General features: G+C 64.4%; 17 protein-coding genes. 4 read left to right on the plus strand and 13 right to left on the minus strand.

The window, feature by feature from the left end:
- Positions 1–821 precede the first annotated feature (821 nt).
- From IAE34_RS17995 to IAE34_RS18035, 9 genes are all read right to left on the minus strand, one after another.
- Positions 822–1,148 carry a DUF3392 family protein gene (locus tag IAE34_RS17995; protein ID WP_200140329.1) on the minus strand — a complete coding sequence of 109 codons (327 nt, stop codon included), beginning with the start codon at positions 1,146–1,148 and terminating at the stop codon, positions 822–824.
- 9 nt (positions 1,149–1,157) lie between these two features.
- Entirely contained in the window at positions 1,158–2,336 is a 1,179-nt protein-coding gene (gene hemW, locus IAE34_RS18000; RefSeq protein ID WP_200140330.1) for a radical SAM family heme chaperone HemW, read from the minus strand.
- Entirely contained in the window at positions 2,333–2,929 is a 597-nt protein-coding gene (gene rdgB, locus IAE34_RS18005; protein WP_200140331.1) for an RdgB/HAM1 family non-canonical purine NTP pyrophosphatase, read from the minus strand. Before rdgB ends, hemW begins: the two co-directional genes overlap by 4 nt.
- Positions 2,926–3,360 carry a DUF4426 domain-containing protein gene (locus tag IAE34_RS18010; protein ID WP_200140412.1) on the minus strand — a complete coding sequence of 145 codons (435 nt, stop codon included), beginning with the start codon at positions 3,358–3,360 and terminating at the stop codon, positions 2,926–2,928. The genes rdgB and IAE34_RS18010 overlap by 4 nt, the downstream gene beginning before the upstream one ends.
- A 23-nt stretch (positions 3,361–3,383) precedes the next feature.
- Positions 3,384–4,004 (minus strand): methionine biosynthesis protein MetW, encoded by a 621-nt coding sequence (gene metW, locus IAE34_RS18015; RefSeq protein ID WP_200140332.1) that lies wholly within the window; start codon positions 4,002–4,004, stop codon positions 3,384–3,386.
- A 7-nt stretch (positions 4,005–4,011) separates the two neighbouring features.
- On the minus strand, positions 4,012–5,151 hold the full coding sequence (gene metX, locus IAE34_RS18020) for a homoserine O-succinyltransferase MetX (RefSeq protein WP_200140333.1): 1,140 nt from the start codon (positions 5,149–5,151) through the stop codon (positions 4,012–4,014).
- A gap of 88 nt (positions 5,152–5,239) precedes the next feature.
- Complete coding sequence (locus IAE34_RS18025) at positions 5,240–5,830, minus strand: YggT family protein (RefSeq protein WP_200140334.1); 591 nt, start codon at positions 5,828–5,830, stop codon at positions 5,240–5,242.
- Positions 5,831–5,840: 10 nt separating this feature from the next.
- Positions 5,841–6,659 carry a pyrroline-5-carboxylate reductase gene (gene proC / locus IAE34_RS18030; RefSeq protein ID WP_200140335.1) on the minus strand — a complete coding sequence of 273 codons (819 nt, stop codon included), beginning with the start codon at positions 6,657–6,659 and terminating at the stop codon, positions 5,841–5,843.
- 38 nt (positions 6,660–6,697) lie between these two features.
- Entirely contained in the window at positions 6,698–7,384 is a 687-nt protein-coding gene (locus IAE34_RS18035; RefSeq protein ID WP_200140336.1) for a YggS family pyridoxal phosphate-dependent enzyme, read from the minus strand.
- A gap of 65 nt (positions 7,385–7,449) precedes the next feature.
- Here IAE34_RS18035 and IAE34_RS18040 point away from each other — a divergent pair, with 65 nt between their 5' ends.
- Positions 7,450–8,445: a type IV pilus twitching motility protein PilT gene (locus IAE34_RS18040; protein WP_200140337.1), complete on the plus strand. Its 996-nt coding sequence runs from the start codon at positions 7,450–7,452 to the stop codon at positions 8,443–8,445.
- A gap of 58 nt (positions 8,446–8,503) precedes the next feature.
- Here IAE34_RS18040 and IAE34_RS18045 read toward each other — a convergent pair whose 3' ends face one another.
- Positions 8,504–9,136: a C40 family peptidase gene (locus IAE34_RS18045; RefSeq protein ID WP_200140338.1), complete on the minus strand. Its 633-nt coding sequence runs from the start codon at positions 9,134–9,136 to the stop codon at positions 8,504–8,506.
- 166 nt (positions 9,137–9,302) lie between these two features.
- On the opposite strand from IAE34_RS18045, the gene IAE34_RS18050 reads away from it, so the two are divergent.
- Positions 9,303–9,722, plus strand: coding sequence for an NINE protein (locus IAE34_RS18050; RefSeq protein WP_200140339.1), 420 nt, complete (start codon positions 9,303–9,305; stop codon positions 9,720–9,722).
- Positions 9,723–9,758: 36 nt separating this feature from the next.
- On the opposite strand, the gene IAE34_RS18055 is transcribed toward IAE34_RS18050, so the two are convergent.
- From IAE34_RS18055 to IAE34_RS18065, 3 genes are all read right to left on the minus strand, one after another.
- Complete coding sequence (locus tag IAE34_RS18055) at positions 9,759–10,457, minus strand: SPOR domain-containing protein (RefSeq protein WP_200140340.1); 699 nt, start codon at positions 10,455–10,457, stop codon at positions 9,759–9,761.
- Position 10,458: 1 nt separating this feature from the next.
- Complete coding sequence (gene argS, locus IAE34_RS18060; RefSeq protein WP_200140341.1) at positions 10,459–12,195, minus strand: arginine--tRNA ligase; 1,737 nt, start codon at positions 12,193–12,195, stop codon at positions 10,459–10,461.
- Positions 12,196–12,344: 149 nt separating this feature from the next.
- Positions 12,345–14,564: a primosomal protein N' gene (locus tag IAE34_RS18065; protein ID WP_200140342.1), complete on the minus strand. Its 2,220-nt coding sequence runs from the start codon at positions 14,562–14,564 to the stop codon at positions 12,345–12,347.
- A 162-nt stretch (positions 14,565–14,726) separates the two neighbouring features.
- Between IAE34_RS18065 and rpmE the strand changes: the two genes are divergently transcribed.
- Entirely contained in the window at positions 14,727–14,942 is a 216-nt protein-coding gene (rpmE, locus tag IAE34_RS18070) for a 50S ribosomal protein L31 (RefSeq protein ID WP_200140343.1), read from the plus strand.
- Positions 14,943–15,262: 320 nt separating this feature from the next.
- Positions 15,263–16,531, plus strand: coding sequence for a malic enzyme-like NAD(P)-binding protein (locus IAE34_RS18075; protein WP_200140344.1), 1,269 nt, complete (start codon positions 15,263–15,265; stop codon positions 16,529–16,531).
- The last annotated feature ends 9 nt before the right edge of the window (positions 16,532–16,540 follow it).

The raw sequence follows: 16,540 nt of genomic DNA on the forward strand, positions 1-16,540 counted from the left end.
CGGCCCCCTGTGAAGGGGCTCTTGCAGGGCCTCGCAGTTCTGCCGATTGATGTCCAGCAGGGTTTTCAGGTCGAGCATGAGAGGTCCCTGGCGAAGTGAGCGGGGTTGTATGGGAAGATGCGCCTGTGGGAGCGCAGCCGGGCGCGAACCAGGCGTGCAGTGGGTGCAGCACATGCCGCTTTCGCTTTGGCTGATCAGGCCGTGCATATAGCGCATCGGCCCTTAGCAATAGCAGAATCTCCTCGTGATATTTATAAATATCAACTAATAATTGAGTTGCCACTTCTGAATAACTCGTAGGAAATTTCACAAACATTGGATTCTGATATTAATAAAGTACCAGCAGCCTCGTGGCCCACCTAAAAATATGCAGGTGAACTGACTAGTTCGTTGAGTGCAAAAGTGTAAACTAGTATTTGTCTTTGTCCGCTTTTTACTGGCTCACTTATAGAGTTTCGGGAAAGACAAAAACAAGAATGCCGATTTGATAGATGATGCTCGGGCGAGCAAACACATCAAAAAACCGGCGTACTTATGCACGATATAATACGTGCGTGCTCTATTGGGGGCAGTCATCGTTCGCAAACACGCGGGATCTATGACCTGTCCCACAGGGCCGCCAACTATGGCCGAGAAGTGATTGATCGTGTTAGAGGCGATGAGGCCAAGCGCCTTCGCCATGACAAGCCCGCCCGCAATCAACCGAATCAAGGCGATCAAACGGATGGCTTACGGCTGCCAAGATGGCAAATGCTTCTTCACGAAGATCAAGAACCACTTTCCCGGCAATCCATGAGGAATCTTTTTCAGGGCTCGACGGCTCAGCCGCGTCGGTCCGCCACCACGCCGATCAGCACCAGTACCACCAGCAGCACCGGCGCCAGGGCATAGTTGTTGAACTGCGCCAATGCCTTCACCACCCAGGGCGTGGCATAGATCAACGCGGCGCCGCTGCCGATCATCACCAGTAGCGCCATGAACGGCACCCGAAAGGCACCGGCCAGCCCGCCCAGGCGCTGCTCGACCCAGCCTTTGATGTCGGTTCCGAACAGCACCAGCAGACAGCCCACCAGCGCCAGGGAAATTTCCGATAGGTTGCTGCGGCTCCAGCGGGAAACGGTCGAGAGCAGGTCAAGTACCAGGTCCATGGGTCATCCTTAATTCAAGAAGTACTGCAGCAGATCGTTGAGGAACAGCTGGCCCTGTGGCGTGGCTGCAAGCCGCTTCGGTTCGACCTGCAAAAGGCCCCTTTGTTCGGCGCGACGGCGGGGCTCGGCCAACTGCGCCAGCGGCAGGCCCGTGCGTTGGGTGAACAGCTCGGCCTCCACCCCCTCGGTCAGGCGCAGGGCGTTGATCAGGAACTCGAACGGCAGCTCATCGGCGGGGAGCAGCTTCTCCCCGGCCTTGAACGGCTTGGCAGGGTCGAGGTAATCCTTGGGCAGGCGGGTCTTCCAGGTCCGCAGAATGCGGCCATCGGGAAACGACAGCTTGCCATGGGCACCTGCACCGATGCCGATGAAGTCGCCGAAACGCCAGTAATTGAGATTGTGACGCGCCGGGCGCCCGGGCAGGGCATAGGCCGAGACTTCATATTGCTGGTAGCCGTGCTCGGCCATCAGGGCCTGGCCGGCTTCCTGGATGTCCCAGAGAATGTCGTCCTCGGGCAGCATGGGCGGCTGGTTCCAGAACACGGTGTTCGGCTCCAGGGTCAGCTGATACCAGGACAGGTGCGTGGGGCCCAGGGCGATGGCCTGGCGCAGGTCGTCCAGGGCTTCGTCCAGCGACTGCTCCGGCAGGCCGTGCATGAGGTCCAGGTTGAAATTGTCGAAACCTGCCACACGGGCCATGTCGGCCGCGCGCACCGCCTCCTCGCCATTGTGGATGCGCCCGAGCTTCTCCAGCTTCTGCGGCTGGAAGCTCTGTACGCCGATGGACAGGCGGTTGATGCCAGTCTGCCGGTAGGCCTTGAACTTGTCCTGTTCGAACGTGCCGGGGTTGGCTTCCAGAGTGATCTCGATATCGGCCGCGAAGGCGATGCGCTGCTCGATGCCGCGCAGCAGCCGGCCCAGGGCCTGTGCGCTGAACAGGCTGGGCGTTCCGCCGCCGAAGAAGATCGTGCTGATCGCCCGACCCTGCACCACCGGCAACTCCAGCTCCAGATCCGCGAGCAGGGCGTCGATGTAGGCCTCTTCCGGCAGGGCAGGACCGGCCTGGTGCGAGTTGAAGTCGCAATAGGGGCACTTGCGCACGCACCAGGGAATATGGATGTACAGCGACAGCGGTGGCAGCACGGGTAGTCTGGGCTGCGTGGCGCTCGGAGAAGGCGTTGCGCTCATGCCAGTCCCAGGCGCTGGCGCAGCAGGGCCACGGCGCGGGCGCGGTGGCTGAGCTGGTTCTTTTCCAGGGGCGCCAGGTCGGCGCTGGAGCAGTTGCGCTCGGGCACCCAGAACAGTGGGTCATAGCCGAAACCGTGAGCGCCGCTGGCGGCGAAAAGGATCCGGCCGTGCCACAGCCCTTCGCACAGGATCGGCAGCGGATCGTCGGCGTGGCGCACCAGCGCCAGCACGCACACGAACTGGGCGCCACGCTCGGCCTCGGGCACCTCCATGAGGGCCTCCAGCAGCTTGGCGTTGTTGGCTGCATCGCCTTTTCCATCGGCATAGCGAGCCGAATAGATGCCGGGTGCGCCACCCAGGGCGTCGACCGCCAGACCCGAGTCGTCGGCCAGCGCCGGCAGGCCGCTCAGGCGTGCGGCATTGCGCGCCTTGAGGATGGCGTTCTCGACGAACGACAGGCCGGTTTCCTCCGGCTCCACCTGGCTGAATTCGCCGATCGAGCGAAGCTGAACGGCGCCGCCGAGCATGGCCTGGAGTTCCTTGAGCTTGCCGGCGTTGTGGCTGGCCAATACGAGTTGCTGGATGTTCATCATTCGCCTGGGAATACGTCCTGGTTGAATTGCAGGTCGTGGCTGATGCCGCCGACCTCGAACTGCAGGTCGAAGACCAGGGTCTGCGCCTGCTCGGTCTTGAACTGGGCTATATAGGATACGCCGCCGGCGCTGGTCACCTGCCTGAACGACAGCGCACTGGCGCTGCCAGCGAGGTCCTTGACCTTGCCACCGACCACTGCGGTGACCGGCTTGCCGGCCTTGAGCAGGGTCAGGTTGAGCACGCCCAGGGCCTTGCTGCGCACTATGCCGCTGGCCTGGGCGACCTCGGGCGTCAATGTGCCGGAGGGAAAGGCGTTGTAATGCACGGTGACGTCACCGAAGGCCTGCTTGCGCTCGGGGCGGGCCGCGTCCGCGGCCCAGGCGGGCAGCGCCAGGCACAGGGTGATCAGCATGAGGGCGAGTCGACGCATCATGGCATTGCTCCGATAGTCGGTCAGACCGCCACCTGGTGCTCCTGCAAACCAGGGCTGCTGACCCGATAGATACCGATTTCCCCCAACAGATTAGGCCACAGCCGGCCGCCCCAGCCATTGCGGTGGAGGTTGTCCACGGCCAGGCGGTCGAGCACCTTGGCGTCGCGTTCGCGGCACAGGTTCTCGAAATCCTCGAAGGTGCAGAAGTGGATGTTCGGCGTGTTGTACCAGGTGTAGGGCATGAAGTCCGACACGGGCATGCGGCCCTTGGTCGCCAGGTACCAGCGGCAGCGCCAGTGACCGAAGTTGGGGAAGGTGATGATGCACTGGCGACCGACGCGCAGCATTTCGTCGAGAATGCGGTCGGGATACTCCACGGCCTGCAGGGCCTGAGTCATCACGACCACGTCGAAGCTGTTGCTGGCGAAGTTGCCCAGGCCCTTGTCCAGGTCCTGCTCGATGACGTTGACGCCCTTGGCCACGCAGGCGGCGATGTTCTCGGCGTCGATTTCCAAACCGTAGCCGGTGACCTGCTTGCGATCGCGCAACGAGGCCAGCAGCTCGCCGCTACCGCAGCCCAGGTCGAGTACCCGGCTGCCGGCAGGGATCCAGTCGTGGATGATTTCCAGGTCGGCTCTCATGGGGTCCTCAGATGACGATGCGATTCATGTAGTTCGTGAAGCCCTGGGTGTAGCGCGGCGTGGGAATCAGGAAGGCGTCGTGGCCGTAGGGCGCATCGATCTCCAGGTAGCACACGTTCTTGCGGGCGGCCATCAGGGCGTCGACGATCTCCCGCGAGCGCGCGGGCGAGAAGCGCCAGTCGGTGGTGAACGACATGATGCAGTAGTCCGCCGTGACCCCCGCCAGCGTGGCCGCCAGATCGCCGCCATGGGCGGCGGCCGGATCGAAGTAGTCCAGCGCCTTGGTCATCAGCAGGTAGGTGTTGGCGTCGAAACGGCCGGAAAACTCCTCGCCTTGGTAGCGCAGGTAGCTCTCGACCTGGAACTCGACGCTGTGGAAGTCGTAGTTGAGCTTGTCGCTCTTGAGTTCGCGGCCGAATTTCTCGCCCATGGAATCGTCGGACAGGTAGGTGATGTGGCCGACCATGCGTGCCAGCATCAACCCGCGCTTGGGAATCACGCCCTGGTGCTGGAACGAGCCGCCGTGGAACTCGGGGTCGGTGAGGATGGCCTGGCGTGCCACTTCGTTGAAGGCGATGTTCTGCGCCGACAGCTTGGGCGCCGAGGCGATGTCGACACAATGGCGCACGCGCTCGGGATAGGTGATGGTCCACTGCAGCGCCTGCATGCCGCCCAGGCTGCCACCGACCACCGCGGCCCATTGCTGCACGCCCAGGCGATCGGCCAGGCGTGCCTGGCTGTGCACCCAGTCTTCGACCGTGAGCACCGGGAAATCGGCGCCATACGGCTTGCCGGTGGCCGGATTGAGGCTGCTCGGGCCGGTACTGCCGTTGCAACCCCCCAGGTTGTTCAGGCTGACCACGAAGAAGCGGTTGGTGTCGATGGGTTTGCCGGGGCCGATGCAGCTGTCCCACCAGCCAGGCTTGCGCTCGTCGGGGCTGTGGTAGCCGGCAGCATGGTGATGGCCGGACAACGCGTGGCAGATCAGCACCGCATTGCTGGCACTGGCATTGAGCGTGCCATAGGTTTCGTACACCAGCTCGTAGCCGGCCAGGGCGCGACCGCCGGCCAGCGTCAGCGGTTCATCGAACCGGGCGATCTGGGGGGTTACCAGACCGACGGAATCTTCGGGAAAGACAGTGGACATCGGCCCTGCTCACGCTTGACGGAGGCGTAAGTCTAAAGAGCGCTACCCCCAGCGGCAAGCGATGGCTGCCGCTGGGGGGCGAGGGAGGTCAGATCAGTCGCCACAGCAGATCGGGCATGCCGGCGTAGGCCGCCAGTTGCGGCATCAGGAACGACTGGACCACCTGGATGGCCAGGAAGGCGAAGATCGGCGAGATATCCAGCCCGCCCATGTTCGGCAGCAGGCGACGGAAAGGCGCCAGCACTGGCTCGCTGATCTGGTAGGCCAGCTCGGCGGCGGGGTTGTGGCTGTTGGGGGCGATCCAGGAGACGATGACCATGACGATCATCGCTACCCAGAAAATCTTCAGGAACAGCGAAGTGACGCCCAGGATCGCCCAGATCAGCAAGTGCGGCAGGTCGCCGAAAGTGCCGTACTTGAGCATCAGCACGAAGGCCATCAGCAGCGCCTGGATCACGATCGCCAACAGCAGCGAGGAGGTATCCAGGCCAGCGATGCTCGGCACGATGCGGCGGATGGGCTTGAGCAGCGGCTGGGTGGCACGCACGGCGAACTGGCTCAGCGGGTTGTAGAAGTTGGCCTTGACCAGTTGCAGCACGAAGCGCAGCAGGACGATCACCAGGTACAGGCTGACCAGCGATTGCACCACGAAGATCGCGGCGTCGGACAGTGCATTCATCGAGGACTCCTCATTTGCCCAGTTGTTCGGCCAGTTCGGCCGAGCGCCGGGCCGCAGCCTTCAGCGCCTGCTCGACCACGGCTTCGAAGCCGTTGGCCTGGAACGATGTGATCGCCGCTTCGGTGGTGCCGGCCGGCGAGGTGACACGCCGGCGCAGCTCGGCCGCATCGACCTCGCTGGAGACGGCCATGTGCGCAGCGCCCAGTGCGGTTTGCAGGGTCAGTTGCGAGGCTACCTCACGCGGCAGGCCGAGCTTTTCGCCCGCGGCGGTCATGGCCTCGATCAGCAGGAAGAAATAGGCCGGGCCGCTACCGGATACGGCGGTCACCGCATCGAGCTGCTGCTCGTGCTCCAGCCACAGGGCGCTGCCCACGGCGCGCAGCAACTGTTCGGCCTGTTCGCGCTGCTCGGCGCTGACCTGCGCGGTGGCGTACAGGCCGCTGGCACCTTGGCGCAGCAGCGATGGCGTGTTGGGCATGCAGCGCACAACCGGCACCTGCCCGAGCCATTGCTGCAGGCTTTGGCAGGTGATGCCGGCGGCGATCGAGACCACCAGCTGGCCAGCCTTCAGGCTCGGCTTCAGGCTCTCGCAAACGGCCTTCATCACCTGTGGCTTGACCGCCAGAACGATGACGTCCATGCCGTCGATGGCCTGGGCGTTGTCGTCGAACGTCTCGATGCCGTGTTCGGCCTGGATCCGGGCGCGGCTGTCGGCACCTGGATCGCTGGCGCGAATCTGCGCCGCGTCCAGGCCTTGGGCCCGCAGGCCGCCGATCAGGCTGGCCGCCATGTTGCCCGCGCCGATGAAGGCGATACGCGTCTTGCTCATGTCAGGTCCTTGAGGGGAAGAGTGAATGAAGCATGGAATCAGGCGTTGCCGTAGTCGCGAGCGCCGAACAGCGCGGTACCGATGCGCACCCAGGTGGCGCCCTCGGTAATCGCCGCTTCCAGGTCGTGGCTCATGCCCATGGACAGCGTGTCCAGGCCCAGGTCCAGGGAGGCCTGCAACTGGCGCAGCAGGCCGAAGGCGGCGCGCTGATCCGCGGCATCGTCGGTGGGCTCGGGGATCGCCATCAGCCCGCGCAGGCGCAGGTTGGGCAACCCGGCCACGGCCTGGGCCAGCGCCGGAAGCTGCGCTGGCGTACAGCCGGACTTGCTGTCCTCGCCGCTGACGTTCACCTGCAGGCAGACGTTCAACGGCGCCAGCCCGGCCGGGCGTTGCTCGCTCAGGCGCTGGGCGATCTTCAGACGATCCACGCTGTGTACCCAATCGAAATGTTCGGCAATCGCCTTGGTCTTGTTCGACTGGATGGGGCCGATGAAGTGCCAGATCAAGGGCAGGGCGGACAATTGGCCTTGCTTGGCCAGCGCCTCCTGCAGGTAGTTCTCGCCAAAGTCGCGCACCCCTGCGCCGTGCAGTTCGGCGATGGCCTCGGCGGGCTTGGTCTTGCTGACCGCCAGCAACTGCACGCTGTCCGCCTGCCGTCCGCAGGCATGGGCAGCGGTGTCGATGCGGGTGCGGATGGCGTGGAGGTTGTCTGCTAGGGTGGACATGGATCGATGCCGGCAGCTCAGTGATGTGCGGCATTCTACCTGCTTGATGGCCTTTGGGGAGTCTCATGGATGTGACCGACCTGCTGGCCCGGGCCGTGAAGGCCGGGGCATCGGATGTACACTTGGTCGCGAGCCAGGCGCCGCTGTGGCGCCTGGACGGCGAATTGCAGCGCCTGGAGCAGGAGCGCCTATGTGACGAGGCGCTGATGCGGGGTCTGGCGCCCTGGCTGAGCGATGCCCTGCGGGCGCAGTGGCTGAGCGGGGACGAGGTGGACCTGGCCATCGACTGCGCGGCCTTCGGGCGTGCCCGCCTGAGCCTGTTCAGGCAATACCATGGCCTTGCCGCCAGTGCCCGCCTGATCGCCGCGGACGTTCCCACGGTCGAAGCGCTGGCGCTCGATGATGTGTATCAAGAAGTTTCTCGGTGTGAGGGCGGCCTGGTGCTGGTGGGCGGCGCGACCGGCAGCGGCAAGTCCAGCACCCTGGCCGCCCTGATCGCGCAGCTGGCGCGCGATCGCGGCGGGCACACCATCACCCTGGAAGATCCGCTGGAGTTTCTCCACCGCTCCGGCTGCGGGCTCATCACCCAGCGCGAGATCGGTCGCCACAGCCAGGATTTCGCCCAAGGCCTGCGCAGCGCGCTGCGCCAGGACCCGGACGTGATCATGATCGGCGAACTGCGTGACCTGGACAGCATTCGCCTGGCTCTGCGCGCGGCGCAGACCGGGCACCTGGTGCTGGCCACCGTCCATACCCGCACGGCCGCGGGCAGTATCGATCGGCTGGTGGACGTGTTCGCGGGCGAGGAGAAATCGCTGATCCGCGCCCTGCTCGCTGACTGCCTGCAACTGGTGGTGGCGCAAGCGCTGGTCCGCCGTGTGGGTGGCGGGCGAGTGGCGGTGCGAGAGGTGCTGGTGGCCAGCCCCGCGGTACGCAACCTGATCCGTGAAGGGCGCGTGGCCCAGTTGCAGTCGGCGATGCAGGCTGGCGCAGCGCAAGGCATGGTGACGATGGAGGAGGCGCGACGACGTTTGCAGGCAGGCGGGGTGGTACTGGGCTAGCTCAACCCTGCGGCCCTATCCAGGCGTAATCCGCCAGGAAGGGCAGGGCAGGGCGGACTCAGCGCTTGGCCAGCCGCAGAGCTTGCTGTTCCTTGGGCAGTACGCGCTTGGCGACCACGTAGTGCTGCTGCCAGTAGGGCTTGTCCAGGCTGTCGATGGTCACCCGCTTGCCGGTGCGCGGCGCGTGGATGAAGCGCTCGTTGCCCAGATAGATGGCGACATGGTTGACCTGCCGGCTCTTGATGTTGAAGAAAATCAGATCGCCCGGTTTGAGGTCCTTGCGCTCGACCTTCACGCCATGGCCCTGGGCCATGGCCGTGGAGGAACGCGGCAGGTCGAGATTGGCCACGTCGTTGAAGGCGTATTTGACCAGGCCGCTGCAGTCCAGGCCCTTACCGGGCGTGGTGCCGCCCCAGCGATAAGGCGTGCCAAGCGCGTTGACCGCACGGCTGAGCACCTGGCTGCTCTGCTTGGGCGCTGCGGCGGCGACCTTCGGTGCAGGACGTTTGGCGGCATTGCCAGGACGTGCGTGCAGGGCGACGTGCTTGACGGGGCTGCGTTGGACGGTTGCATCGGCGTTGGTGGTGTAGCCGGTGAAGCCGTTGGGAAGTCTTTGCTCACGGTTGGTGGCGTGGGCGGCCAGGGGTAACAAAAGGCAGAGGGTCAGCCATGTCTTGAAAGAAGGCGGCATAGATGAAGCTCTTATGATGGTTATGAAGGTTGGCGCGCAACTTTATAACAGCTTTTCGATCAAAAACTGATCCGTTGGTCGTCTCGGCGATTACCATACGTCGGGACATCACCTGAAAGTCACATCGCTCTCAAGAAAATTTTCGGCTATCCCGCGAGGTAACAGCATGAATACATACGAACAGGGTGCGCCGTTGCACGATACCCACAGCAAGGTGATCGGCTACCTGTTGTGGATCTTCGGCTTCACCGGCTCCCATCGTTTCTACTACGGCAAGCCCATCACCGGCACGATCTGGTTCTTGACCCTGGGGCTGCTGGGCATCGGCTGGCTGATCGACCTGTTTCTGATCCCGTCCATGGATCGTGAAGCCGACCTGCGCTTTCAACCCGGCCCGGTGAACTACTCGGTGGCCTGGCTGCTGCTGACGTTCCTGGGGATCTTCGGCATCCATCGCCTGTACCAGGGTAAGTGGATCAGCGCCATCGTCTACTTCTTCACCGGCGGGTTGTTCCTGCTGGGCGTGCTGTACGACTTCTGGACACTCAACAGCCAGATCTCCACGATCAATCGCGAGCGGGTATGAAAAAAGGCCCTGTCGCGATGCGGCAGGGCCTTGGGTTCACTGGCGGGTCTGGCGCTGCTGCAACAGCAGGTTGCTGAAGCCGGCACCGGCCAATTGCTTCTGCGCCACGGTCAATTGTTCGCGGTTGCTGAATGGCCCGACCAGCACGCGGTACCAGGTCTCGTCCTTCACCGTGCCAGACTCCACCTTCACCACCTGGCCCAGCAGGATGATCTGCGCCCGCACCTTGTCGGCATCGGCCTGCTTGCGGAACGAGCCGGCCTGCAGGAAATACTGTGTGGTGGCGGCCGGCTTGATCACCGGTGGCGCTGGTGGTGGCGTCTGGCCAGACAGTGCCGCCTGGGCGCGTGCGGTGTCGATCTTCGCCGCCTCGGCCGGGGTGACCGGTGTGGTCGGCTGGGCAGGCACCGGCGGCGTCTTCTCCGGCACTGCCTCCGGCGGCACGATCACCTCCGATTCCGGCAGCAAGGTGTAGAAATCGTACTTGGGCTTGATCGGCTGCGGCGTCGTGGCCGTGGTGGCTTTGCCGGCCTCGGCGATCTTCGCTGGCTTCTGCTGCTCTGGCTTGGCACGCTTGATGTCGTCACCGCCCGGTTCGAGCTTCATCAGGAACACCACGAAGGCGCCTATGGTGAGGCCGATCGCCAGCCAGATCCAGCCAGGGATCGGCTGCTTGGCAGGCGGCTGGTGGCGACTGGCGCCGCGCTTGGGTGCGGGTTTTTTCTTGGCGGCCAACTTACATGCGCTCCAGGGTTTCCAGGCCGAGCAGATCCAGACCCTGCTTGAGGGTGCGGCCGGTCAGCGCGGCGAGACGCAGACGGCTTTGCTGCTGCTCGGCGGTGTCTGCGGAAAGAATCGGGCAGTGTTCGTAGAAGCTGGAGAACAGACCCGCCAGGTCGTAGAGGTAGCTGCACAGCACGTGCGGCGTGCCTTTGTCAGCGACGGCGTTGAGCACTTCGCCGAACTGCGCCAGGCGGGCGGCCAGGTCCTGCTCGTGGGGGGCCTGCAACAGGATGTCGCCTTCGGCCTGCTCGAAGCGCTTGCCCAGCTTGCGGAACACGCCAGCCACACGGGTGTAGGCGTACAGCAGGTAGGGCGCGGTGTTGCCTTCGAAGTTGAGCATCAGCTCGAAGTTGAAGCTGTAGTCGCTGGTGCGGTGCTTGGACAGGTCGGCATATTTCACCGCGCCGATGCCCACCACCTCGCCGATGCGGCGCAGTTCGTCTTCGCTCAGGTCCGGGTTCTTTTCCTTGACCAGCGCATAGGCGCGCTCCTTGGCTTCGGTCAGCAGGTCGACCAGCTTCACGGTGCCGCCGTCACGGGTCTTGAACGGACGACCGTCGGCGCCGTTCATGGTGCCGAAGCCCATGTGCTCCATTTTCATCGGGTGGCCGACGAAGCCGGCGCGACGGGCGACCTCGAACACCTGGTTGAAGTGCAGAGCCTGGCGCTGGTCGACGAAGTACAGGGCGCGGTCGGCCTTCAGCACATTGCTGCGGTAGCGTACGGCAGCCAGGTCAGTGGTGGCATAGAGGTAACCACCGTCGGCTTTCTGCACGATCACCGGCAGGGGGTCGCCTTCGCTGTTCTTGAACTCGTCGAGGAACACGCACTGGGCACCCTGGCTCTCGACCAGCAGACCAGAGGCCTTGAGGTCGGCGACCACCTGGGCCAGGTCGTCGTTGTAGGCGCTCTCGCCCATCACGTCGGCCATGGTCAGCTTGACGTTGAGCAGCTCGTAGGTTTTCTGGCAGTGCGACAGCGAGATGTCCTTGAAACGTGTCCACAGGGCCAGGCACTCGGGATCGCCAGCCTGCAGCTTGACCACCAGGCCGCGGGCACGGGTGGCGAAGTCTTCGGACTCGTCGAAACGCTTCTTCGCCGCGCGGTAGAAGTTCTCCAGGTCCGACAGCTCGTCGCTGGTGATCGGATTTTCCTGCAAGTAGGCCAGCAGCATGCCGAACTGGGTGCCCCAGTCGCCGACGTGGTTCTGGCGGATCACCCTGTCACCGAGGAACTCGAGCACCCGCGCGACGCTGTCGCCGATGATGGTCGAGCGCAGATGGCCGACGTGCATTTCCTTGGCCAGGTTGGGGGCCGACAGGTCGACCACCACTTTTTCCGCAGCACCCGCCTTGCGTACGCCCAGATGCGGGTCGGCCAGTGCCGCGCCCAGGCGCTGGGCCAGCGCATCGGTGTTCTGGAAGAAGTTGAGGAAGCCGGGACCGGCGATCTCCACCTTGCTGACTTCAGTGCTAATCGGCAGCGCGGCGATCAGCTTCTCGGCCAGATCGCGAGGCTTCATGCCGGCCGGCTTGGCCAGCATCATGGCGATATTGCTGGCGAAGTCGCCGTGGGTCTTGTCACGGGCGTTTTCCACCTGGATCGATGGCGACAACCCTTCAGGCAGCACACCGTCGGTGACGAGTTGGGCAAGGGCTTGCTGGATCAGCTGACGGATGGTGTCTTTCATCGGGTTCTCTTTTCGACCGCAAGCGCGGTGAGCGCTTCGATGCGCAGGTGGAAAAACTGGGCATTATCCGTGCTTGAGCCCTGTGGCTCAAGCACGTAGCGGCAAGTGGCAAGCGCCAGGGACCCGCGCGGCCAGCGCAGGTGCGTCGTTCAATAGAGATCGACCGGGTCGACATCCATCGACCAGCGCACCTGCCGCCCCGAAGGCAGCTGCTCGATCTCCAGCAGCAGGGCGCTGATCAACCGGTGCAGCGGCGCGCGGGCGCTGGCCTGGAGCAGAAATTGGGCGCGGTAACGCCCGGCTCGCCGCTCCATGGGTGCCGGCACCGGGCCGAGCAGTTCGATGCCTTGCAGGGCGAACTGGGCCAGCAGGCGCTCGGCCGCCGCGCAGGCTTCGTCGAGAAAGCCCTCCGCCTGGCCCGGCTTGTGCGCCTCGGCGCGCAGCAGCGCCAGGTGCGCGAAAGGGGGCAGTCCTGCGGCCCGGCGTTCGCTCAGGGCCTGCTCGGCGAAGGCGAAGTAGCCCTGCTCGGTCAACTGTACCAGCAGCGGGTGCTCTGCCAGGTGGGTCTGCACGATCACCTTGCCAGGCTCCTCGGCGCGTCCCGCGCGCCCGGCGACCTGCACGATCAACTGCGCCATGCGCTCGCTGGCGCGGAAATCGCCGGAGAACAGCCCGCCATCGGCGTCGAGAATCGCCACCAGGGTCACCCGTGGGAAATGATGGCCTTTGGCGAGCATCTGCGTGCCGACCAGAATGCTCGGCTGGCCGCGCTGGATGGTGGTGAACAGCTGCTGCATGGCGTCCTTGCGCGAGGTGCTGTCGCGGTCCACGCGCAGCACCGGGTAGTCGGGGAACAAGGTCTTCAGGCGTTCCTCGGCGCGCTCGGTGCCGGCGCCGACCGGGCGCAGGTCGACATGGGCGCACTGCGGGCATTGCAGCGGCAGGCGCTCCTCGAAACCGCAGTGATGGCAGCGCAGCAGCCCCGAGCGCTGGTGCACGGTCATGCGTGCATCGCAGCGCGGGCATTCGGACAGCCAGCCGCAATCGTGGCACAGCAGGGTCGGGGCGAAGCCGCGACGGTTGAGGAACACCAGGACCTGCTGGCCGGCCGCCAGGGTCTGGCCGATGGCCTGTTGCAGAGGCCCGCTGATGCCGCTGTCCAGGGGCAGGCTGCGCACATCCAGGCGCATGAACCGCGGCGCGCGGGCGCCACCGGCGCGTTGCTGCATGCGCAGCAGCCCATAGCGGCCGGTGTAGGCGTTGTGCAGGCTTTCCAGCGAAGGCGTCGCCGAACCCAGCAGGATCGGAATGTTTTCCTGATGCGCACGCACCACGGCGAGGTCGCGGGCGTGATAGCGCAGGCCTTCCTGCTGCTTGTAGGAGCCGTCGTGCTCCTCGTCGACGATGATCAGGCCCGGATGCTTCATTGGCGTGAACAGCGCCGAGCGGGTGCCGATGATGATGTCGGCCTCGCCATCGCGGGCCGCCAGCCAGGCATCCAGACGTTCGCGGTCGTTGACCGCCGAGTGCAGCAGGGCGATGCGGGCGTTGAAGCGCTGCTCGAAGCGCGCCAGGGTCTGCGGGCCGAGGTTGATCTCCGGAATCAGGATCAGCGCTTGCTTGCCGGCTTCCAGGGTTTCGCGGATCAGTTGCAGGTAGACCTCGGTCTTGCCGCTGCCGGTGACCCCGGCCAGCAGGAACGCGTGATAGCTGTCCAGGCCCGAACGCACGGCCTCGAAGGCGGCGCGCTGCTCTTCGTTGAGCGGCAGCTCCGGCTGGGCCAGCCAGTGCTCGTGCCGCGGCGGCGGCAGGTGACGGCGCACCTCGACCTGCACCAGCTCCTTGGCCAGCAGCAGGTCGAGGCTGTCCTTGTTCAGCGCCAGTTTGCTCAGCAGGCTGTGGGCCACGCCGTGGGGATGCTGGGCCAGGGTCTGCAACGATTCCTTTTGCCGGGGTGCACGGGCGATGCGCGGGTCGTCCAGGCGCGCACCGGGGGTGACGTGCCAGAAACGCTCCTGGCGCACCTCGGCCGCTTCGCCCTGGCGCAGCAGTACAGGCAATGCCCAGCTCAGCGTGTCGCCCAGGGCGTGCTGATAATAGTGGGCGGTCCACAGGCACAGCTTGAACAGGGCTGGGGGAAGAGGGGACTCGAGGTCCAGCAGCTCGCTGGCGTACTTGAGCTTGTCGGCAGGCACTTCGCTCTGGGAGACGACTTCCACCAGCACACCGATCATTTCGCGGCGTCCGAACGGCACGCGCAAGCGCATGCCCGGGGTCAGGGTCTGGCGCGCCATCGCGGCGGTCGCTCGGTAGTCGAACAGGCGGCGCAGGGGCGAGGGCAGGGCGAGGCGCAGAATGACGTCAGGCACGCAGCAGTCTTCATCGAGGGAGGTCGCACGAGCCTAGCAGACGACAGCCGGTGCAAGCGACATCTTGCACTGGTGCCTGGCTCTGGTATTATTTGCCGCCTAATTACGTGCGGTATTCAACAATAGGTGTTGGGTGGCGGCACGCAGCTCGAGGAAGTGACCATGAAAACCGATATTCATCCGAACTACGAAGTAGTTGCAGTCACCTGCAGCTGCGGCAGCAAATTCGAAACCCGTTCGACCCTGGCCAAGCCTCTGTCGATCGACGTCTGCTCCCAGTGCCACCCGTTCTACACTGGCAAGCAGAAGGTCCTGGACACCGGTGGTCGCGTACAGAAGTTCGCCGATCGCTTCGGTACCTTCGGTGCCAAGAAGTAATCATGCACCTGGCGAAGCCTGCGGGCTTCGCACCGTTGCTGAAGAAGGCGCCCCCTGCGGGCGCCTTTTTCGTTTCTGATTCACCGTGGGCGGTGCAGGTGCAACAGCTGTTGGACGAGCGGGGCGCGGGGCTATAGGAAAATAGTTGTAGACACTACGGAGCGGGATTGTACACACTCGATTCTCCCAGCCCCGTGAGGCATAGCGTAAAGTCGTAGGCCACAGGCCTTGACACTCGTGACCGGGCAGTCTTGTCGCTCCTGGGCTCTTTGCGTATCCTCGGCGGTCCGTCAGAACAGCTAACAAGCGGAATGCCCACCATGTCAGACTTGAAAACCGCCGCGCTCGATTATCACGCCCAGCCTCGCCCCGGCAAACTGAGCGTGGAACTGTCCAAGCCCACTGCCACCGCCCGTGACCTCGCCCTGGCCTACAGTCCAGGTGTCGCCGAACCCGTGCGCGAAATCGGTCGCGATCCGGAGCTGGCCTACAAATACACCGGCAAAGGCAACCTGGTCGCGGTGATTTCCGACGGCACCGCCATCCTCGGCCTGGGCGACCTGGGTCCGTTGGCCTCCAAGCCGGTCATGGAAGGCAAGGGCGTTCTGTTCAAGCGTTTCGCGGGCATCGATGTCTTCGACATCGAAGTCGAATCGGAAAGCCCGCAGGCGTTCATCGACACGGTGCGTCGCATCTCGATCACCTTCGGGGGTATCAACCTCGAAGACATCAAGGCGCCCGAATGCTTCGAAATCGAGCGTACCCTCATCGAGCAGTGCGATATCCCGGTCTTCCACGATGACCAGCATGGCACCGCCATCGTCACCGCGGCCGGCATGATCAATGCCCTGGAAATCGCGGGCAAGACCCTCGAAGACGCACAGATCGTCTGCCTGGGCGCCGGTGCTGCGGCCATTTCCTGCATGAAGCTGCTGGTGAGCATGGGCGCCAAGGTCGAGAACATCTTCATGATCGACCGCAACGGCGTGATCCACGCCGGCCGTGACGACCTGAACCAGTACAAGGCCCAGTTCGCCCATGCCACCGACAAACGCACCCTGGCTGATGCCCTGCAAGGCGCGGACGTGTTCGTCGGCCTGTCCGGTCCGAACCTGCTGAGCGCCGAGGGCCTGAAGTCCATGGCGGCCAATCCGATCGTCTTCGCCTGCTCCAACCCGGATCCGGAAATCAGCCCCGAGCTGGCCCACCAGACCCGCGACGACGTGATCATGGCCACCGGTCGTTCCGACTACCCGAACCAGGTCAACAACGTGCTGGGCTTCCCGTTCATCTTCCGTGGTGCCCTGGACGTTCGCGCCAAGCGCATCAACGAAGAAATGAAGATCGCCGCGGCCATCGCCCTGAAGGACCTGGCCAAGCAGCCAGTGCCCAAGGAAGTTTGCGCAGCCTATGGCGTCGACGCCCTGGAATTCGGCCGTGAGTACATCATTCCGAAGCCGCTGGATGCGCGCCTGATCACCGTGGTGTCCGACGCCGTGGCCAAGGCGGCCATCGAGTCCGGCGTGGCGACCCTGCCGTATCCGAAGCACTACCCGCTCAAGAGCGTGGATGACGTGTTCAACGGCTGATCGAGCGTA

Source organism: Pseudomonas sp. S30 (assembly GCF_016518545.1).
GTDB lineage: Bacteria > Pseudomonadota > Gammaproteobacteria > Pseudomonadales > Pseudomonadaceae > Aquipseudomonas.

What these genes read in the sequence shown, in the direction of transcription:
- IAE34_RS17995 (WP_200140329.1), bottom strand. Translation starts at nt 1,148, where the DNA reads ATGGACCTGGTACTTGACCTGCTCTCGACCGTTTCCCGCTGGAGCCGC.
- hemW (WP_200140330.1), bottom strand. Translation starts at nt 2,336, where the DNA reads ATGAGCGCAACGCCTTCTCCGAGCGCCACGCAGCCCAGACTACCCGTG.
- rdgB (WP_200140331.1), bottom strand. Translation starts at nt 2,929, where the DNA reads ATGATGAACATCCAGCAACTCGTATTGGCCAGCCACAACGCCGGCAAG.
- IAE34_RS18010 (WP_200140412.1), bottom strand. Translation starts at nt 3,360, where the DNA reads ATGCGTCGACTCGCCCTCATGCTGATCACCCTGTGCCTGGCGCTGCCC.
- metW (WP_200140332.1), bottom strand. Translation starts at nt 4,004, where the DNA reads ATGAGAGCCGACCTGGAAATCATCCACGACTGGATCCCTGCCGGCAGC.
- metX (WP_200140333.1), bottom strand. Translation starts at nt 5,151, where the DNA reads ATGTCCACTGTCTTTCCCGAAGATTCCGTCGGTCTGGTAACCCCCCAG.
- IAE34_RS18025 (WP_200140334.1), bottom strand. Translation starts at nt 5,830, where the DNA reads ATGAATGCACTGTCCGACGCCGCGATCTTCGTGGTGCAATCGCTGGTC.
- proC (WP_200140335.1), bottom strand. Translation starts at nt 6,659, where the DNA reads ATGAGCAAGACGCGTATCGCCTTCATCGGCGCGGGCAACATGGCGGCC.
- IAE34_RS18035 (WP_200140336.1), bottom strand. Translation starts at nt 7,384, where the DNA reads ATGTCCACCCTAGCAGACAACCTCCACGCCATCCGCACCCGCATCGAC.
- IAE34_RS18040 (WP_200140337.1), top strand. Translation starts at nt 7,450, where the DNA reads ATGGATGTGACCGACCTGCTGGCCCGGGCCGTGAAGGCCGGGGCATCG.
- IAE34_RS18045 (WP_200140338.1), bottom strand. Translation starts at nt 9,136, where the DNA reads ATGCCGCCTTCTTTCAAGACATGGCTGACCCTCTGCCTTTTGTTACCC.
- IAE34_RS18050 (WP_200140339.1), top strand. Translation starts at nt 9,303, where the DNA reads ATGAATACATACGAACAGGGTGCGCCGTTGCACGATACCCACAGCAAG.
- argS (WP_200140341.1), bottom strand. Translation starts at nt 12,195, where the DNA reads ATGAAAGACACCATCCGTCAGCTGATCCAGCAAGCCCTTGCCCAACTC.
- rpmE (WP_200140343.1), top strand. Translation starts at nt 14,727, where the DNA reads ATGAAAACCGATATTCATCCGAACTACGAAGTAGTTGCAGTCACCTGC.
- IAE34_RS18075 (WP_200140344.1), top strand. Translation starts at nt 15,263, where the DNA reads ATGTCAGACTTGAAAACCGCCGCGCTCGATTATCACGCCCAGCCTCGC.